General features: G+C 65.5%; 18 protein-coding genes and 1 tRNA gene. 17 read left to right on the top strand and 2 right to left on the bottom strand.

All coding sequences use genetic code 11. From position 1 onward, the window contains the following. The first annotated feature begins 25 nt into the window (after positions 1-25). The 17 genes from ccmE (at position 26) to ABIE51_RS08625 (ending at position 12,992) form a co-directional block, all read left to right on the top strand. Positions 26-499, top strand: a complete 474-nt coding sequence (ccmE, locus tag ABIE51_RS08705) for a cytochrome c maturation protein CcmE (protein ID WP_192630420.1) — start codon at positions 26-28, stop codon at positions 497-499. After that, entirely contained in the window at positions 500-2,473 is a 1,974-nt protein-coding gene (locus ABIE51_RS08700) for a heme lyase CcmF/NrfE family subunit (RefSeq protein ID WP_192630419.1), read from the top strand. Continuing rightward, the gene (locus ABIE51_RS08695) at positions 2,470-3,063 is read left to right on the top strand and encodes a DsbE family thiol:disulfide interchange protein (protein ID WP_192630418.1); all 594 of its coding nucleotides are present in this window, start codon (positions 2,470-2,472) and stop codon (positions 3,061-3,063) included. Before ABIE51_RS08700 ends, ABIE51_RS08695 begins: the two co-directional genes overlap by 4 nt. Further along, positions 3,060-3,521 (top strand): cytochrome c-type biogenesis protein, encoded by a 462-nt coding sequence (locus ABIE51_RS08690; RefSeq protein WP_502913269.1) that lies wholly within the window; start codon positions 3,060-3,062, stop codon positions 3,519-3,521. Before ABIE51_RS08695 ends, ABIE51_RS08690 begins: the two co-directional genes overlap by 4 nt. Further along, complete coding sequence (locus tag ABIE51_RS08685; protein ID WP_354503856.1) at positions 3,521-4,537, top strand: tetratricopeptide repeat protein; 1,017 nt, start codon at positions 3,521-3,523, stop codon at positions 4,535-4,537. The genes ABIE51_RS08690 and ABIE51_RS08685 overlap by 1 nt, the downstream gene beginning before the upstream one ends. A 103-nt stretch (positions 4,538-4,640) precedes the next feature. After that, positions 4,641-5,771 carry a homoserine O-acetyltransferase MetX gene (gene metX / locus ABIE51_RS08680; protein WP_192630417.1) on the top strand — a complete coding sequence of 377 codons (1,131 nt, stop codon included), beginning with the start codon at positions 4,641-4,643 and terminating at the stop codon, positions 5,769-5,771. Between the two features lie 93 nt (positions 5,772-5,864). Continuing rightward, on the top strand, positions 5,865-6,461 hold the full coding sequence (locus ABIE51_RS08675; RefSeq protein ID WP_354503854.1) for a cysteine dioxygenase family protein: 597 nt from the start codon (positions 5,865-5,867) through the stop codon (positions 6,459-6,461). 107 nt (positions 6,462-6,568) lie between these two features. Further along, positions 6,569-7,027, top strand: coding sequence for a DUF2214 family protein (locus ABIE51_RS08670; protein ID WP_354503852.1), 459 nt, complete (start codon positions 6,569-6,571; stop codon positions 7,025-7,027). 43 nt (positions 7,028-7,070) lie between these two features. Then, a tRNA-Leu gene (locus ABIE51_RS08665) sits at positions 7,071-7,157 on the top strand. Positions 7,158-7,323: 166 nt separating this feature from the next. Beyond that, the gene (locus ABIE51_RS08660; RefSeq protein WP_192630416.1) at positions 7,324-8,532 is read left to right on the top strand and encodes a tyrosine-type recombinase/integrase; all 1,209 of its coding nucleotides are present in this window, start codon (positions 7,324-7,326) and stop codon (positions 8,530-8,532) included. Between the two features lie 162 nt (positions 8,533-8,694). Then, positions 8,695-8,988, top strand: coding sequence for a helix-turn-helix transcriptional regulator (locus ABIE51_RS08655; RefSeq protein ID WP_354503849.1), 294 nt, complete (start codon positions 8,695-8,697; stop codon positions 8,986-8,988). Positions 8,989-9,239: 251 nt separating this feature from the next. After that, the gene (locus tag ABIE51_RS08650) at positions 9,240-10,577 is read left to right on the top strand and encodes an AAA family ATPase (protein ID WP_192630414.1); all 1,338 of its coding nucleotides are present in this window, start codon (positions 9,240-9,242) and stop codon (positions 10,575-10,577) included. Then, positions 10,574-11,260: an ERF family protein gene (locus ABIE51_RS08645; protein ID WP_192630413.1), complete on the top strand. Its 687-nt coding sequence runs from the start codon at positions 10,574-10,576 to the stop codon at positions 11,258-11,260. The genes ABIE51_RS08650 and ABIE51_RS08645 overlap by 4 nt, the downstream gene beginning before the upstream one ends. Next, positions 11,257-11,505 carry a hypothetical protein gene (locus ABIE51_RS08640; protein WP_192630412.1) on the top strand — a complete coding sequence of 83 codons (249 nt, stop codon included), beginning with the start codon at positions 11,257-11,259 and terminating at the stop codon, positions 11,503-11,505. Before ABIE51_RS08645 ends, ABIE51_RS08640 begins: the two co-directional genes overlap by 4 nt. Before the next feature lie 10 nt (positions 11,506-11,515). After that, complete coding sequence (locus tag ABIE51_RS08635) at positions 11,516-11,902, top strand: hypothetical protein (protein WP_192630411.1); 387 nt, start codon at positions 11,516-11,518, stop codon at positions 11,900-11,902. Between the two features lie 239 nt (positions 11,903-12,141). Beyond that, positions 12,142-12,594 carry a hypothetical protein gene (locus ABIE51_RS08630; RefSeq protein ID WP_192630410.1) on the top strand — a complete coding sequence of 151 codons (453 nt, stop codon included), beginning with the start codon at positions 12,142-12,144 and terminating at the stop codon, positions 12,592-12,594. Then, on the top strand, positions 12,591-12,992 hold the full coding sequence (locus ABIE51_RS08625) for a hypothetical protein (RefSeq protein WP_192630409.1): 402 nt from the start codon (positions 12,591-12,593) through the stop codon (positions 12,990-12,992). The genes ABIE51_RS08630 and ABIE51_RS08625 overlap by 4 nt, the downstream gene beginning before the upstream one ends. Here ABIE51_RS08625 and ABIE51_RS08620 read toward each other — a convergent pair. Further along, entirely contained in the window at positions 12,962-13,849 is an 888-nt protein-coding gene (locus ABIE51_RS08620; RefSeq protein WP_354503845.1) for a DUF2971 domain-containing protein, read from the bottom strand. The two genes, ABIE51_RS08625 and ABIE51_RS08620, sit on opposite strands and share 31 nt — an antisense overlap. Continuing rightward, the gene (locus tag ABIE51_RS08615) at positions 13,846-14,415 is read right to left on the bottom strand and encodes a hypothetical protein (protein ID WP_192630407.1); all 570 of its coding nucleotides are present in this window, start codon (positions 14,413-14,415) and stop codon (positions 13,846-13,848) included. The genes ABIE51_RS08620 and ABIE51_RS08615 overlap by 4 nt, the downstream gene beginning before the upstream one ends. Positions 14,416-14,420 lie beyond the last annotated feature (5 nt).

The raw sequence follows: 14,420 nt of genomic DNA, 5'->3' as shown, positions 1-14,420 counted from the left end.
TATTCCGCTCGAGAGTGCTTTCCGCATGAATCCCGTCCGTCGCCGCCGCCTGCTCTGGGTCATCGCCCTGGTCGTGGCCGCCGGCATCGCCACCACGCTCGTCGCGATGGCCCTGCAGCGCAACATCGCCTACCTCTACACGCCCAGCGAAGTGCTGCGCGGCGAAGCCGGCGAACAGGCGCGTTTCCGCCTCGGCGGCATGGTCGCGGCCGATTCGTTCAAGCGCGCGCCGGGCTCGCTCGATGCCACCTTCCGCGTCACCGACGGCGACGCGCAGATGCCGGTGAGGTACACCGGCATCCTTCCCGACCTGTTCCGCGAGAAGCAGGCGGTCGTCGCCACCGGCCGCATGCAGGGCGACGTGTTCGTCGCCGAGGAAATCCTGGCCAAGCACGACGAGAACTACATGCCCAAGGAGGTCGCCGACAAGATGGGCATGGCGCACAGGAAGCACGACGTCAACGCGCCCGCCGCCGGCGCGGCGCAGGAAGCCAAGTAAGTGCTGGGCGAGATCGGGCAGGTCGCGCTGATCCTCGCGCTGCTGGTGTCGGTGCTGCAGGCGGCACTGCCGCTGGCCGGCGCGCAGCGCGGCGTCGCACCGTGGATGGCCGTCGCGCGTCCGGCGGCCTACGCGCAGCTGGCGCTGGTGGCCTTCGCATTCGTCATCCTCACGCACGGTTTCGTGACGCAGGATTTCTCGCTGCAGTACGTCGCCGAGAACAGCAATTCGCTGCTGCCGCTGATGTATCGCTACACCGCGGTGTGGGGCGCGCACGAAGGCTCGCTGCTGCTGTGGGCGCTGATCCTGGCCGCGTGGACCGGCGCGGTGGCGCGCTTCTCGCGCAACCTGCCTGAGACCGTCATCGCACGCGTGCTGGGCGTCATGGGCCTGGTGAGCGCGGGCTTTCTCGCGTTCCTGATCTTCACCAGCAATCCGTTCCTGCGGCTGCTGCCCGCGGCGGCGGAAGGCCGCGACCTCAACCCGCTGCTGCAGGATCCGGGGATGATCATCCATCCGCCGATGCTGTACCTGGGCTACGTGGGCTTCGCGGTGCCGTTCGCATTCGCCATCGCCGCATTGCTCGACGGCAAGGTCGATGCGCGCTGGCTGCGCTGGACGCGTCCGTGGACGAACGTCGCCTGGGCCTTCCTGACGCTCGGCATCGCACTGGGTTCGTGGTGGGCGTATTACGAACTCGGCTGGGGCGGCTGGTGGTTCTGGGATCCAGTCGAGAACGCGAGCTTCATGCCGTGGCTCGCCGGCGCGGCGCTGCTGCATTCGCAGGCGGTGACCGAAAAGCGCGGCAGCTTCCGCGGGTGGACGCTGCTGCTGGCGATCGCCACGTTCTCGCTCTCGCTGCTGGGCACGTTCCTGGTGCGTTCGGGCGTGCTGACCAGCGTGCACGCGTTCGCGGCCGACCCGGCGCGCGGATTGTTCATCCTGATCTTCCTCGGCATCGTCGTGGGCGGATCGCTCCTGCTGTACGCGCTGAAGGCGCCTTCGTCGGACGATGCCGGCAAGCCGTTCGAATTGTTCTCGCGCGAAACGCTGCTGCTGGCCAACAACCTGCTGCTGTCGACCGCCTGCGCGATGGTGCTGCTCGGCACGCTCTATCCGCTGCTCGCCGATGCGCTCGAACTGGGCAAGATCTCCGTCGGCCCGCCCTACTTCGCGCTGATGTTCGTGCTGCTGATGGCGCCGCTGGTGCTGCTGCTGCCGTTCGGCCCGATTACGCGCTGGCAGCGCGAACAGCCGTCCAAGCCGCTGGCGATTCTGATGCCGTGGGCGGCCTTGGCGGTCGTGCTCGCTGCGATCGCGTATTTCATGGCGTCGCAGGGGCCGTTGAAGGTCGCCGCCGGCGTGCTCGGCGCGGCGTGGGTGTTGTTCGGCACGGCGCGCTTCGTGTGGACGCGCGTGCGCAGCCAGACCACCGGCCAGCGCTTCACCGCCGAAATGCTCGGCATGACGCTCGCGCATTTCGGCGTCGCGGTGTTCCTCGTCGGCGCGCTGCTGACCGAAGGCCTGACGACGCAGCGCGAGCTCGCCGTCGCCCCGGGGCAGACGGTCGAACTGGGCCGTTATTCGTTCCGCTTCGACGGCGCAACGCATTCGCAGGGACCGAACTACGAAGCCGACCGCGGCACCGTCACCGTCTTCGAGAACGGCCGACCGCTTACCGTCATGCATCCCGAAAAGCGCGCCTACGCGAGCGGCGGCCAGGTGATGACCGAAGCCGCGATCGCGCGCGGCGTCACGCGTGACCTCTACGTCGCGCTGGGCGAACCGCTCGGCAACGATGCGTGGGCGCTGCGCGTGCACATCAAGCCGTTCGTGCGGTGGATCTGGGCCGGCGCGCTGCTGATGATGCTGGGCGGGTTCGTGACGGCGACGGATCGGCGTTTCCGCCGCGTGGCCGAAGCGCGCACCCCGACCATCACCGCGACCGAACCCACTCCGGAGCCCGCACGATGAGCGATACGCCCGACAGCGCACCGCGCAAATCCACAATGCGCTGGATTCCGCTGGCGATCGTCGCCGCACTCGGCGTGCTGCTCTTCGCCGGCGTGCTGCTCAGCCGCAATCCCAATCGCGACGCCCTGCCCTCGCCGCTGATCGGCAAGCCTGCGCCCGCCTTCCGCCTGCCGGTGCTACACGAAGCCGGGCGCCTGGTCACCGACAAGGACCTGCGCGGCGCACCGTACCTGCTGAACGTGTGGGGCAGCTGGTGCCCGGCATGTCGCGACGAACATCCCGTGCTCACGCGCTTCGCCGAAACCAAGCGCCTGCGCGTGATCGGCTTCAACTGGAAGGACGAACACGCCGACGCCTTGCGCTGGCTCGAACAGTTCGGCAATCCGTACCTGATGGTCCTCACCGACTACGACGGCAAGGCCGCGATCGACTGGGGCATCTACGGGGCGCCTGAAACCTTCCTCGTCGATGGCGGCGGCATCATCCGCTGGAAGTACGTCGGCCCGCTCACCGACGAGGTGATCGCGAACGAACTGCTGCCCAAGCTTGCGCAGATCGACGCGCAAGTCGGACAGGGCAAGCCGCTGTGATGCGCGCACTGCTGCTGGCCTTCGTGATGATGCTGTCGGGCGCCCCGGCGTTCGCGCAGGTCGCCACCGATGCAACGCCGCTGCGCTTCGCCGACACCGCTGAGGAAACGCGCTTCCATGCACTGGTGAGCGAGCTGCGCTGCGTGATGTGCCAGAACCAGTCGCTGGCCGATTCCAATGCGCAGATCGCGGTCGACCTTCGCCGCGAAGTGCTCGAACTGATGCGCAAGGGCAAGAGCGACGAGGAGGTCAAGGACTTCCTCGTGGCGCGCTACGGCGAGTTCGTGCTGTACCGCCCGCAGGTCGAGAGCAAGACGTGGCTGCTGTGGTTTGGCCCCGCGCTGGTGCTGCTGGCCGGCGGCATCATCGTGGTCGGCGCGGTACGGCGCCGCTCGCGTCCGTCCGCACAGGCCGACAACGAACGCACGGCTGATCGCAACGAAGAGCAGGAGTGGTGATGGGCGGTGCGATGTGGGGTTTCGTGATCGCCGGCCTCGTGCTGGCCGTGCTGACGCTGGCGTACGTGCTGCGACCGTTGTGGCGCACGCGCCGCGTCGCCGGCATTGCCGTGATCGCCGGGCTGACGCTCGCCACGGCGATGACCTACTTCGCGATCGGCACGCCGGCCGCGCTTGACCCGGCGCAGCGCGAGATGCCGCGCACGCTGGAAGACGCCATCGTCAAGCTCGAAGGCGAACTGCAGCGCGATCCCAACCAGGTCGAAGGCTGGCGCCTGCTCGCCCGCGCCTACATCGCGCAGGGCAATGCCGCGAAGGCGTCCGACGCGCTGGCCCATGCGCTCAAGCTCGCGCCGGACGATCCGGACCTGCTGGCCGAAGGCGCCGAAATGCGCGCCCTCGCCGCGCCGGAGCGCCGCTTCGATGCCGAAGGCGTCGCGATGTTGCGCCACGCGATCGAACTCCAGCCGATGCACCAGCGCGCGCGCTGGTTCCTCGGCATCGCGCAGCGGCAGGCATCGCAGCCGGCTGAAGCGGCGCGTACGTGGGAGCCGCTGCTTTCCGTCGTCGACGCCGCAGCGGCGGCGCCGCTGCGCGCGCAGATCGACGCAGCACGTGCCGAAGCCGGGCTGTCGCCGCTGCCAGCGGCCACGGCTGCAGCCCAAACGCCTGCACAGGGCGGGTTGAAGGTGAAGGTGTCGGTCGCGCCGGAACTCGCCGCGAAGATCCCGCCGAAGGCGACGCTGTTCGTCATCGCACGCCAGGCCGGTGGCCCGCCGATGCCGGTGGCGGTCGAGAAGCTCCCCGCCGCCGGCTTCCCGCGTGAGGTCGTGCTCGACGACGGCGACAGCCCGATGCCGACGTTGAAGCTTTCGCAGCTGGATGCCGTCGACGTGCTCGCGCGCATCTCCGCCAGCGGCGATGCGATGCCGAGATCGGGCGATCTGGAAGCGAAGGCGAAGCCGTCGAAGACGTCCGGCGCGATCGAACTGGTGATCGATTCCGTTCGGCCCTAAGGGGCCGCGGACGCATGGACGACAGCACGTAGCCGTACGTTCCGGCATGTCCGCAATCGCAACCGTGATGCCCTATCGCCACCAGGGCGATTAAGCTTGCGCCATGACCGAATTCATCCCGCCCGGCACGCGTTGGTTCGACCTTCCCTCCCCGTTCCCGATGAAACGCGGCGGCGAACTGCACGGCGCCCGCGTCGCATACGAAACCTGGGGCACGCTCAACGCCGCGCGCGACAATGCGGTGCTGATCGTCACCGGCCTCTCGCCCGATGCGCACGCGGCGAGTAACGAAGCCAACCCGGAACCGGGCTGGTGGGAAGCGATGCTCGGCCCGGGCAAGCCCATCGACACGAACCGCTGGTTCGTGATCTGCGTGAACTCGCTCGGAAGCTGCAAGGGTTCCACCGGCCCGGCGTCGATCAACCCGCTGACGGGCGCGCTGTATCGCCTGGATTTCCCGGATCTTTCGGTCGAAGACGGCGCCGATGCCGCAGCGCATCTCGTGCGCGGACTGGGCCTGGATCGCATCGCGTGCCTCATCGGCAACTCGATGGGCGGTATGACGGCGCTGGCGTTCCTGCTTCGTCATCCCGGCTTGGCGCAACATCACATCAACATCTCCGGCGCGGCGAAGGCGTTGCCCTTCTCGATCGCAATCCGTTCGCTGCAGCGCGAGGCGATCCGCCTGGATCCGAACTGGAACCACGGTCAGTACGACGATGCGCACTATCCCGAATCGGGCATGCGCATGGCGCGCAAGCTGGGCGTGATCACTTACCGGTCCGCGCTGGAATGGGACGGCCGCTTCGGTCGCGTGAGGCTGGATTCCGACCGCGCCGACGAAGATCCCTTCGGTCTTGAGTTCGAAGTCGAAAGCTACCTGGAAGGCCACGCGCGACGTTTCGTGCGACGGTTCGATCCCAATTGCTACCTGTACCTCAGCCGGTCGATGGACTGGTTCGACATCGGGGAATACTCCGCGACACGCCAGAACGGCGAAGCCGACACGCGCGCGGGTCTGGCGAGCATCCGCATCGGGAAGGCGCTGGCGATCGGCGTGCACACCGACATCCTCTTCCCGCTGCAGCAGCAGGAGGAAATCGCCGAAGGCCTGCGCGCCGGCGGTGCCGAGGCCACCTTCCTGCCGCTGCCGTCGCCGCAGGGCCATGACGCGTTCCTGGTGGATATCGCGCGTTTCGGACCGGCGGTCGAAGGCTTCCTGAACGCCCTCTAGGCCGGCTCAAGCGCCCTGCTTTCGTCTGGTAACCCCGCGCGGATTGACGCAGCGCAAGAAAGGCCCAGCGCGCCGCGCGGTAGAATCGGTGCCATGAACGCCCACGACGCGCTGCCCGACCTGCACTTTCCCGGCCACGAAAAGCTGGTCGCCGCCATCGATGCCGCGGTGTCGAGCGGCGACGAGCATGCGGTGACATCCGCGCTGCGCAGCACGCTGTGCGGCATGATCCGCGACCGCGACGTGCAGCTGCCGGCCTGCGTCCACGAGCCCATCGCCGACCACTACGCGCGCCGCGAGCTCTACCGCAGCCCGGAGCTTGGCTACAGCGTCGTCGCGATGACGTGGGGCCCGGGCCAGGGCACGCCGGTGCACGACCACTGCGGCTTGTGGTGCGTGGAAGGCGTGTGGGACGGCGAACTGGAGATCACGCAGTACGAGCTGCTCGAACGCGAAGGCGATCGTTACCGCTTCCGCGCCGCGGGTGGCATGCATGCCGGTCCGGGCAGCGCGGGCAGCCTGATTCCGCCGCATGAGTACCACACGATCCGGAACGTCAGCCCGGACGCTGTCGCGGTGTCGTTGCACATCTACAAGGCGGCGATGGAATCCTGCGCGACGTTCGTCCCGGTCCAGGGCGAGTGGTTCTCGCGCGTCGCCAAGACGCTGCGCACCGACGAAGCCGCGTGAACCATGCGCCCGGCAGACGCGGGCCATCACATTCTGACCTTCGGCATCTAGCCGCCGTCCCGCGGCGGCACTAGCGTGGGCCGCATTCATCGCCAGGAGCGCGCCACGTGCTGATCGACTTCGTACTCGCTTCGCTCCACCACCTGCTCGTCTTCGGCCTGGTTTCGATGCTGGTCGCCGAATCGGTCCTGCTCCGCGGCACGCTGGACCGCGTGTCGCTCCAGCGCCTGGCCGGTATCGACATGGGCTACGGAATGACCGCCATGGCGCTGATCGCGGTGGGCATCGCGCGTGTCGCCTTCGGCATCAAGGGCCATGACTTCTACCTGCACAACCCGTGGTTCCACGCGAAGATGGGCGCGTTCGTGCTCGTCGGGCTGCTCTCGATCCTGCCGACGGTGCGTTTCCTGCGCTGGCGCAAGGCGCTGGCCGCCAACCCGATCTTCCTGCCCGATGCCGCCGAGACCGCCCGCATGCGTACGATCGTCCGCTTCGAACTCATCCTGCTGGCGGCGATCTTCGTCCTGGCTGCCGCGATGGCCCGCTACGGCGGCCTGAGCCTGTAACGCTGCACCGCGAGCCGGCCCCTCGGCTATACTGCACGGCCGCGCCGGAATGGCGGAATCGGTAGACGCAGCGGACTCAAAATCCGCCGCCCTTAAAAGCGTGTGGGTTCGAGTCCCACTTCCGGCACCAAGATCCCCTTTCAGGGGGCACCAATTAACCCGCCCATGGACATAAAGCCCAGTTTTAAAGGGCCTTCGGGGCGGTTGGGGTCCCGTGGGTAAATTGAATCGGTCGCCCTCTGGGGGCAAGATGAGGGGCACGGGGGCACATCGCGCCTCCTTGGGGGCACGACCGAATGAAGCTCAAAGCGCGCGCGCTGGCCACCTTGCCCGCCGGTAAGCATTTCGACGGCCGAGGCCTTTACCTTGAAGTCGCACCGACAGGGGCGCGACGCTGGCGCATGAAGTACCGTCATGGGGGCAAAGAAAACCGCCTGACCTTTGGCGCATTCCCCGACGTCTCACTGGCCGACGCCCGCGCCCGCGCCGGCGCCGCGCGGAACCAACTAAGTGGTGGCACCGATCCTGCGGCCGAGCGAAAGGCTAAACGTCAGCAGCAACAGGCCGACGCCCTTACCTTCTCCGTCCTTCGCGATGAATGGCTGAAGTTGCAAGAATCGGCCCTGAGCCTTACCACGTTGACGAAGGCGCGCTGGTTATTCGCGCAAGCGTCGGCTCTGGACGACGTGCCTGCCTCGCAGATTACGGCCCCCATGGTGCTGGGCGTGCTGCGGAAAGTCGAAGCGGACGGAAGGAACGAAACCGCACACAGGGTCAAGCAACGGATCAGCCAAGTGTTCCGCTATGCGCTTGCCACCGGTCGCGCTGAAAGCGACCCCACGCGCGACCTTCGGGGCGTACTTCAAGCCGTCAAAGTCCGGAGCCACGCGGCTGTCATTGACCCGAAGCCAGTGGGCGACCTGCTGCGCGCGCTGCATGCCTACGAAGGGCAACCCACGACCGTGGCAGCCTTGAAGCTCGCGCCTTTACTGTTCGTCCGACCTGGCAACCTGCGTGCAATGGAATGGAGCGAGTTGGACTTCGACGCCGCAGAATGGCGAATCCCCGCCGGCAAAATGAAGATGCGGGAGGCGCACGTTGTCCCACTGGCGAAACAGGCGCTTGTCCTTCTGCGTGAACTGAAGCGTTTGACCGGTCGCGGCCGCTACTGCTTTCCTTCCCTGCTCACCGATGATCGCCCCATGTCGGAAAATACCGTGAACGTCGCCCTGCGACGTCTCGGCTTTGATAAGGACACGATGACAGGCCACGGCTTCCGCGCGATGGCATCTTCGCTGCTGAACGAACTGGGTTGGGCGCCTGACGTGATCGAACGCCAGCTTGCGCATGCCGAGCGCAACAAAGTGCGCGCCGTTTACAACCGGGCGCAGTACATGGCCGAACGCCGCAAGATGATGCAGTCATGGGCCGACTACCTCGATCAATTACGCGAGGGCGGCACGGTGGTTGCCATCAAGGCGGCCAAGAAAAAGCGCAGCAAATAGCATGCGAAAAGTGCGCAACCCGCACCCCGCTTAGCTCCTAGCGCATAAGAGGGTCTCGCCAAGGCTTCGCACAGGGACACGCAGGGACAAAGCGGGACTTTAAAGTACGGTTTTTCTTGCTTTTTTTGATTTCGCCCCCCAGCCCACCCCATCCTCTCGCACATGACGCCCATGGTGCCCATGGGCCAACTGAGAGGAGCGCAGCGAATGAGCGGGCAAATCCTTCGACACGGCGAGGTGGGCGCCTTGACGGGCCTTTCCCGCACCACGATTGATCGCCTCGAAGCGCAAGGGGATTTTCCGCCGCGCGTGCGGCTCGCCTCGTGTGCAGTCGGTTGGCTGGAGTCAGAAGTTCGCGACTGGGTACGCGCGCGAGTTGCGCAACGCGATTCCGAGGTTGCATCGGGCGCTGATCGCCGCGCACCTTCAGGCGGATGGCGGAACGGAACCCGGTGACCCATGGCCGTTCGCCCCCTAAGCGACCGAGGGGTGCGGCCGCAACATTCCCCCGCGTGCTGGTGCGACGAGTGCGACCCACTGCACCGTCGCCCGATTGAGCTGCCGAAAGATCGGCGCGCGTTCCGCAACAGCCTCGCGCGCGCGCTGAAGCCGGTGCTCAGGCGCGCGCTGCGACTCGACCACGACCACGCCGCGCGACTGGCGCGTGACGTTGCCGCGCAAACCTCAGCGCGGTGGGCGGTGCGCCCATGACGGACCACGACGACCGCACGCCCGACGAGATCGCCGAGCGCTTCGCATCGGTGACGCCGTTGCACATCGCGCGCGCTGCACGCGACGCGAAGCAGCCCACGAACGCGTTGAAGTTCCGCCGCATGGGCGAACTTGAAGTCCGCCAGCCCGACTGGCTGGTGCGCGGCTTCATCGAAGCCGACGCGCTCGCGCTGCTGATCGGCGACCCCGGCACGGGCAAGAGCTTTTGCGCCCTCGACCTTGCCGCGTGCATCGCCACGGGCGCGTCATGGTACGGGCACCGCGTCAAAGCCGGTCCGGTGCTCTACATCGCAGGCGAAGGTCAGAGCGGCCTTGCGCGGCGGTGCAAGGCATGGGAAAGGGCGCACGGCCTCAGCTTGCGCGATGCACCACTGTTTGTCTCGACGGTCGCAACGCGCCTAACAGACAAAGACGCACAATCGTGGCTTCTCAGGGAGATCGAGAGCTTCGTCGTCCAGTACGGCCATCCGGTCCTCGTCGTGCTCGACACGCTGGCGCGGAACTTCGGTGGCGGCGACGAGAACGATACGCACGACATGAACCTCGCGGTGCTCGCGTGCGACGCGATCCGCCGCGCTACGGGCGCGACCGTGCTGATTGCCCATCACAGCAGCCACGCAGATAAGGGGCGTGGGCGTGGATCGACCGTGCTGCGCGCGGCTGCTGACGCCGAGTTTCTGTTGGTGCGCGACGGCGCTGTCATAAAGCTGACGCCCACGAAGATGAAGGACGCGCCCTTCCCGGCGCCCATGTCCTTTCGTTTCGATTCCGTCGACCTGGGCTTGACCGACGACGAGGGCGAGCCGATCACGTCGGCGGTTCTGGTACCAACCGACCACGAAGAGCCCAGCAAGCCGACGTCGGCCGGCACTGGAAAGAACCAGCGGCGCGCGCTGGAAACGCTACGGGACATGTACGAGAGGAACCGCGCTCACGTCGTCGCCAGTGGACGCGATGCCGGTGTCGCGCGCGTCATGGTGGACGACTGGCGCTTGCGGTGCGAAGCCGGCGGCATGGATCGGCGCCGGTTTTGGGAAGCCAGCCGCAGCCTTGCCCTATCCGGTTTGGTCACGATGGAAAATGGGCTCGTCACCCTGTCCGAAACGTCCGAAACGCGTCCGAAAAATCACGTTTCGGACGTGCCGGCGCCGTCCGAAACGTCCGAACCCCCTTATAGGGGTTCGGACGTTCGGACGTTCGGACGCCCGGCTTCGGCGTCCGAAAGCGGCAGTGCGCCGTTTCGGACGCCATCGGGCGGCATGGACAAAGCGAACGGGGCCGGCTGTCGCGCAGGCAAGGACGGTGACCTGTGACCGGCCTCAGCAGCCCGACCCTGACGAACTTGCTGCCGGCGTTGGTCGCGGCGCAGGCCGCGTTCGGGCCAGCGACGAAGGACGCGCGGAACTCGCACTTCGGTTCCAGCTACACGACGTTGGCCGCCGCGCTCGACGCGATCCTGCCCGCGCTGAACGCGGCGGGGCTATGCATCGTCCAACAGACCCACGTCGCCGAAGGCGTCGTGATGCTGCGCACACTGCTGCTGCACACGTCCGGCGAATGGATCGCGGCGGAGTATCCGATCCTGCCCACGAAGCCGGACCCGCAGGGATACGGAAGCGCGACCACCTACGCGAGGCGCTACTGCCTCATGGCGTTGGTGTCCGTTGCGCCCGAGGACGACGACGGCAACGGCGCAAGCGAACCGCCGGCGCCTAAGCATCGCGGCACATTCCCGCGCAACGAGAAGTCCAGGTCGAAGCCACGCGGGCCAGACGTTCACGCCGACGCGCTCGCGGCTGACCTAGCCGACGCCATCGACTCCGCCCCGGACCTCAGGCGACTGGACGAGCTTGTCGAAACCTTGCAACGACTCCCTGCCGAACTGCGGCCGCCGTTACGCCAACGGTTCTCCGACCAGCGCACGCGCCTGCGCGAACTGGAACGCGACGCGCTCGACCTTGCCGCGCTCGACCATCCAACCGAGGACACCCCATGAAGCACACGAACGCCCCGCCATCCTTCCCAGAGCATGAGCGCCGCGCGCTGGGCCGCGCCGTATCCGTCGTGATCGACCGGCGCCTATCGGCCCGGATGGAAGCCGACACAGCCCTGCGCGAGATCGTCGCCGACCTGCTGTTTCGCATTGATCGACTCGAAAGCCTTAACGGCGTATCCGACGACACGCGTATGCAGGTGCGCCGCGTCACGCCGTTCCGTCCCCGCCCTAGCCGTAACCGATAAGGAGCACGTCATGCCCGGATATTTCATGCACCCCAACCCCGGCGAAGGCATCCATGCCGATCCGCCGGAACGCCCCGCCGTTTGGCTTGAGAACGGCCGCGCCGTTGTTGATGAAGCAATCTGGCTGCGATACGGCCCGGAAGGTCGCGCGCTGCTACAGGAAGAGATGGAACGACTTAATCGACAGGAAGCCGAACGCGTACAGGCGAAGGCGAACGAGCCCATCTTCATTCCGCCGCGCCCGGCGATCCCGGCGTCGTCTTTGGAGCGCGCCGCGCGCGATCTGGTCAAAGCCGGTGCCAGCCTTATGACTGCGGGCAATGCGCTGTTCGCTGCCATTCCTAACCTCGCCGTCATTGACGAGGGCGCCGCGAACGGTGAAGCCAATGCCGAGTAGTCCACAGAGCGAGCCGACGTTGGACGCCGAGGCCGTGCTCGATGGTGTCATTGCGTGGCTCAGCAAGGACGCGCACTTCAGCGGCGTCGATGCGGGCATCCGTCGCCGTGTCGCGGAAGCGCTCGCGGCGCGGGGAAGCCCGGCGGGGGGGAAGGTGGCAAATCCCACCGCCCCCATGAGTACCGGACGCCGACCCGTCGCGTGAATAAAAGTCCACGAATCGGAAACCCGAGGCACGTATGAGCAGAAAACCTGCCGAATATCACCCGCAGAACCGCGTCCTGCCGCCCGAGGACTTGCCCGCGCACCTGCGGGCGATCTGGGCGACGGAATTCGCCCACGTCCCCGCCGGCCACTTCGTGCAGTCCGATCTGGCGGCGATGGTGGACCTATGCCGACTGGTCCACGAAGCCGGCGAGGCGAACCTGGCGATGGTGGCGAATCGAAGCCGTGACATGTGCGGGCACTGGCGCGCGTGTATGGCGCTAGCGCAATCGGCGCGCCGCGCGCTGCGCTTGCTTCCGCACTCACGGCAAAGCCCGAAGCGCGCGGGCGTCCTGGCGACCGGTCGTGCCCAAACAGATGGCAGCGCATTTGACCCGCCTGCGCCCGGCTCGCACGACTGGCGCGCTCTGTTCCCGGTCGCCGCGACAGTAGTTCCAATGCCAAAGTCGAAACGGAGGCCGCCGTGACTGACAGCGACCGAAGCGCGCTCCTGCTTGAGCGGGAAATGGGATACCTCGCCGAGTCCATCGCCTCGCTTGAGTACTCGGCAAGCGTGACCATGCAGGCTGTTGTTAAAGCTGTAGGACGAAGAGAGCGACCCGAGGTCGTCGCCGAAATGTTGAGTCTTCTGCGCGAGTTGGCAGACAGTCGCCGCGAACTGGCAGAACGTCGCTGCGACCAAATTCCAGAAGGTCTGTTGCGAGCCGACCTACCAGTCAGTGACCTTACCTCTTACGTCGTGCGCAGACAGATTCAGCAGAAGCTTGCCGCCCAGTTTGTCGCCGGTGTCGACGCACTTCTGGAATCCCAAGATGCGCGAGCCATAGCTGGCAATCAACTGACTCTATCAAAGTCAAGGGCGTAGGTGTTCGTTGCTCGCCGTACTTGCCAAATTTCAGCATGCGGGTACTTCATCGAGATGATAGGGATTAACGCAGACCTTGTTGCGTCAGTGGCACGGCAGCCAAAATATACGGCGTGGAGTTCTTCAGTAAAGAACTCCACGTACTCGACCGGCGCGTTCGGCAGCCTTCCGTCGCCTGTGTCTATTCGCCACTCGTGCTCGTATGCCCAGTCGTCGGACTTCGTATAGATCAATCGGTCCACCACGTCCATTTCCACCTTGGCATCCCCAGCCAATATTCTCGCGATGGTCTCGTCGTCATAGAACTGCGGTATTCGGTTGCTGTACATCACGGGCCTCGCGATCTTGTACGGGCTATCGCGATTTGCGGCATTGCGGAACTCAAGGACGATCCCAGCGTGGCTTTCCGCATAATGCGACCACATCAACGTGCTGTCGCGACGAACGCTGAAGCAAATGACCTTGGTTGTTGCCAATCCCTTACGAAGATCAGCCGACATTCTGGCGACCGAAGGAGCCAGCTTTGCAAGGGAGGCCTCGATTCCAGGTCGCATCTCGGCTCGAATGAACTCCTCCCCACGAGATTGGAAGTACTCTCGAAACTGGTCCATGACGTGACCGACCGCATTGGCCGCGGGAGGAGCGGTGCCGGCGCATCGAGCACATATCAGATCAAGTGTGCGCTCTACGACTGAGTCGCGGTCATAAGAGACACCGAAATCCATTTGCATGTCAGCAGGGTCATTGAACGTCTGTGGCGTCGCCCATCGCAGCGTTTGATTGGTTAAGACTGCAGTGGCACTCGAGACAGAGAGGTACTTGTAAAAAGAAACTTGCGTGATCGACTGGCTCGTCACAGCGGGTGGTCCTCGTTAAGGGCGCGATGAATGACAACGATATCGGCATTCAACTTCTCGAGACCCCCAACACTGAATATATCTTCGCCCTTGTACTCGCACCTCTTCGGGTCACGGCCCTGCGCATCGAAAGTATGGGCAACGAGATTACGCAGGCCGTTGACCTGATGAATAAGGCTCATGCAGGATTTCAGCGCGGGGTAAAACTGCAGCACCGTTTCAGCCTTACGGATAAGACTCATGCCATCCATCAGCTTCAATAGGATGGGCCGACGTGCGTCGCCTCCGCTGTCGGGTCCAAGGACGTGCTCGCATATTCGCAGCTCTAAGAGATAGTCAATCATTGTGAACTCGTACACGATATGACCTCGCACCAACTGGTCGGAGGTCATATCTGTAAAAAAAGGATCTGTATGGCCGAAGGAGGTCTCGTGTTGAATCCTCCTCAGCACGTACCGTGGGTCCATATCGAGGTAATTCACTATCGACTCGTAGTGACGCCAGCTTCGCTTCTGCGCGTCACTTAGCCCGGATAGTTCACCTTCAGGCGCCGCGAACTCGTCCATAGGTC

It is taken from the genome of Lysobacter sp. OAE881 (assembly GCF_040546665.1).
GTDB lineage: Bacteria > Pseudomonadota > Gammaproteobacteria > Xanthomonadales > Xanthomonadaceae > Lysobacter_J > Lysobacter_J soli.
This window is presented reverse-complemented; position numbering and strand designations above follow the sequence as displayed.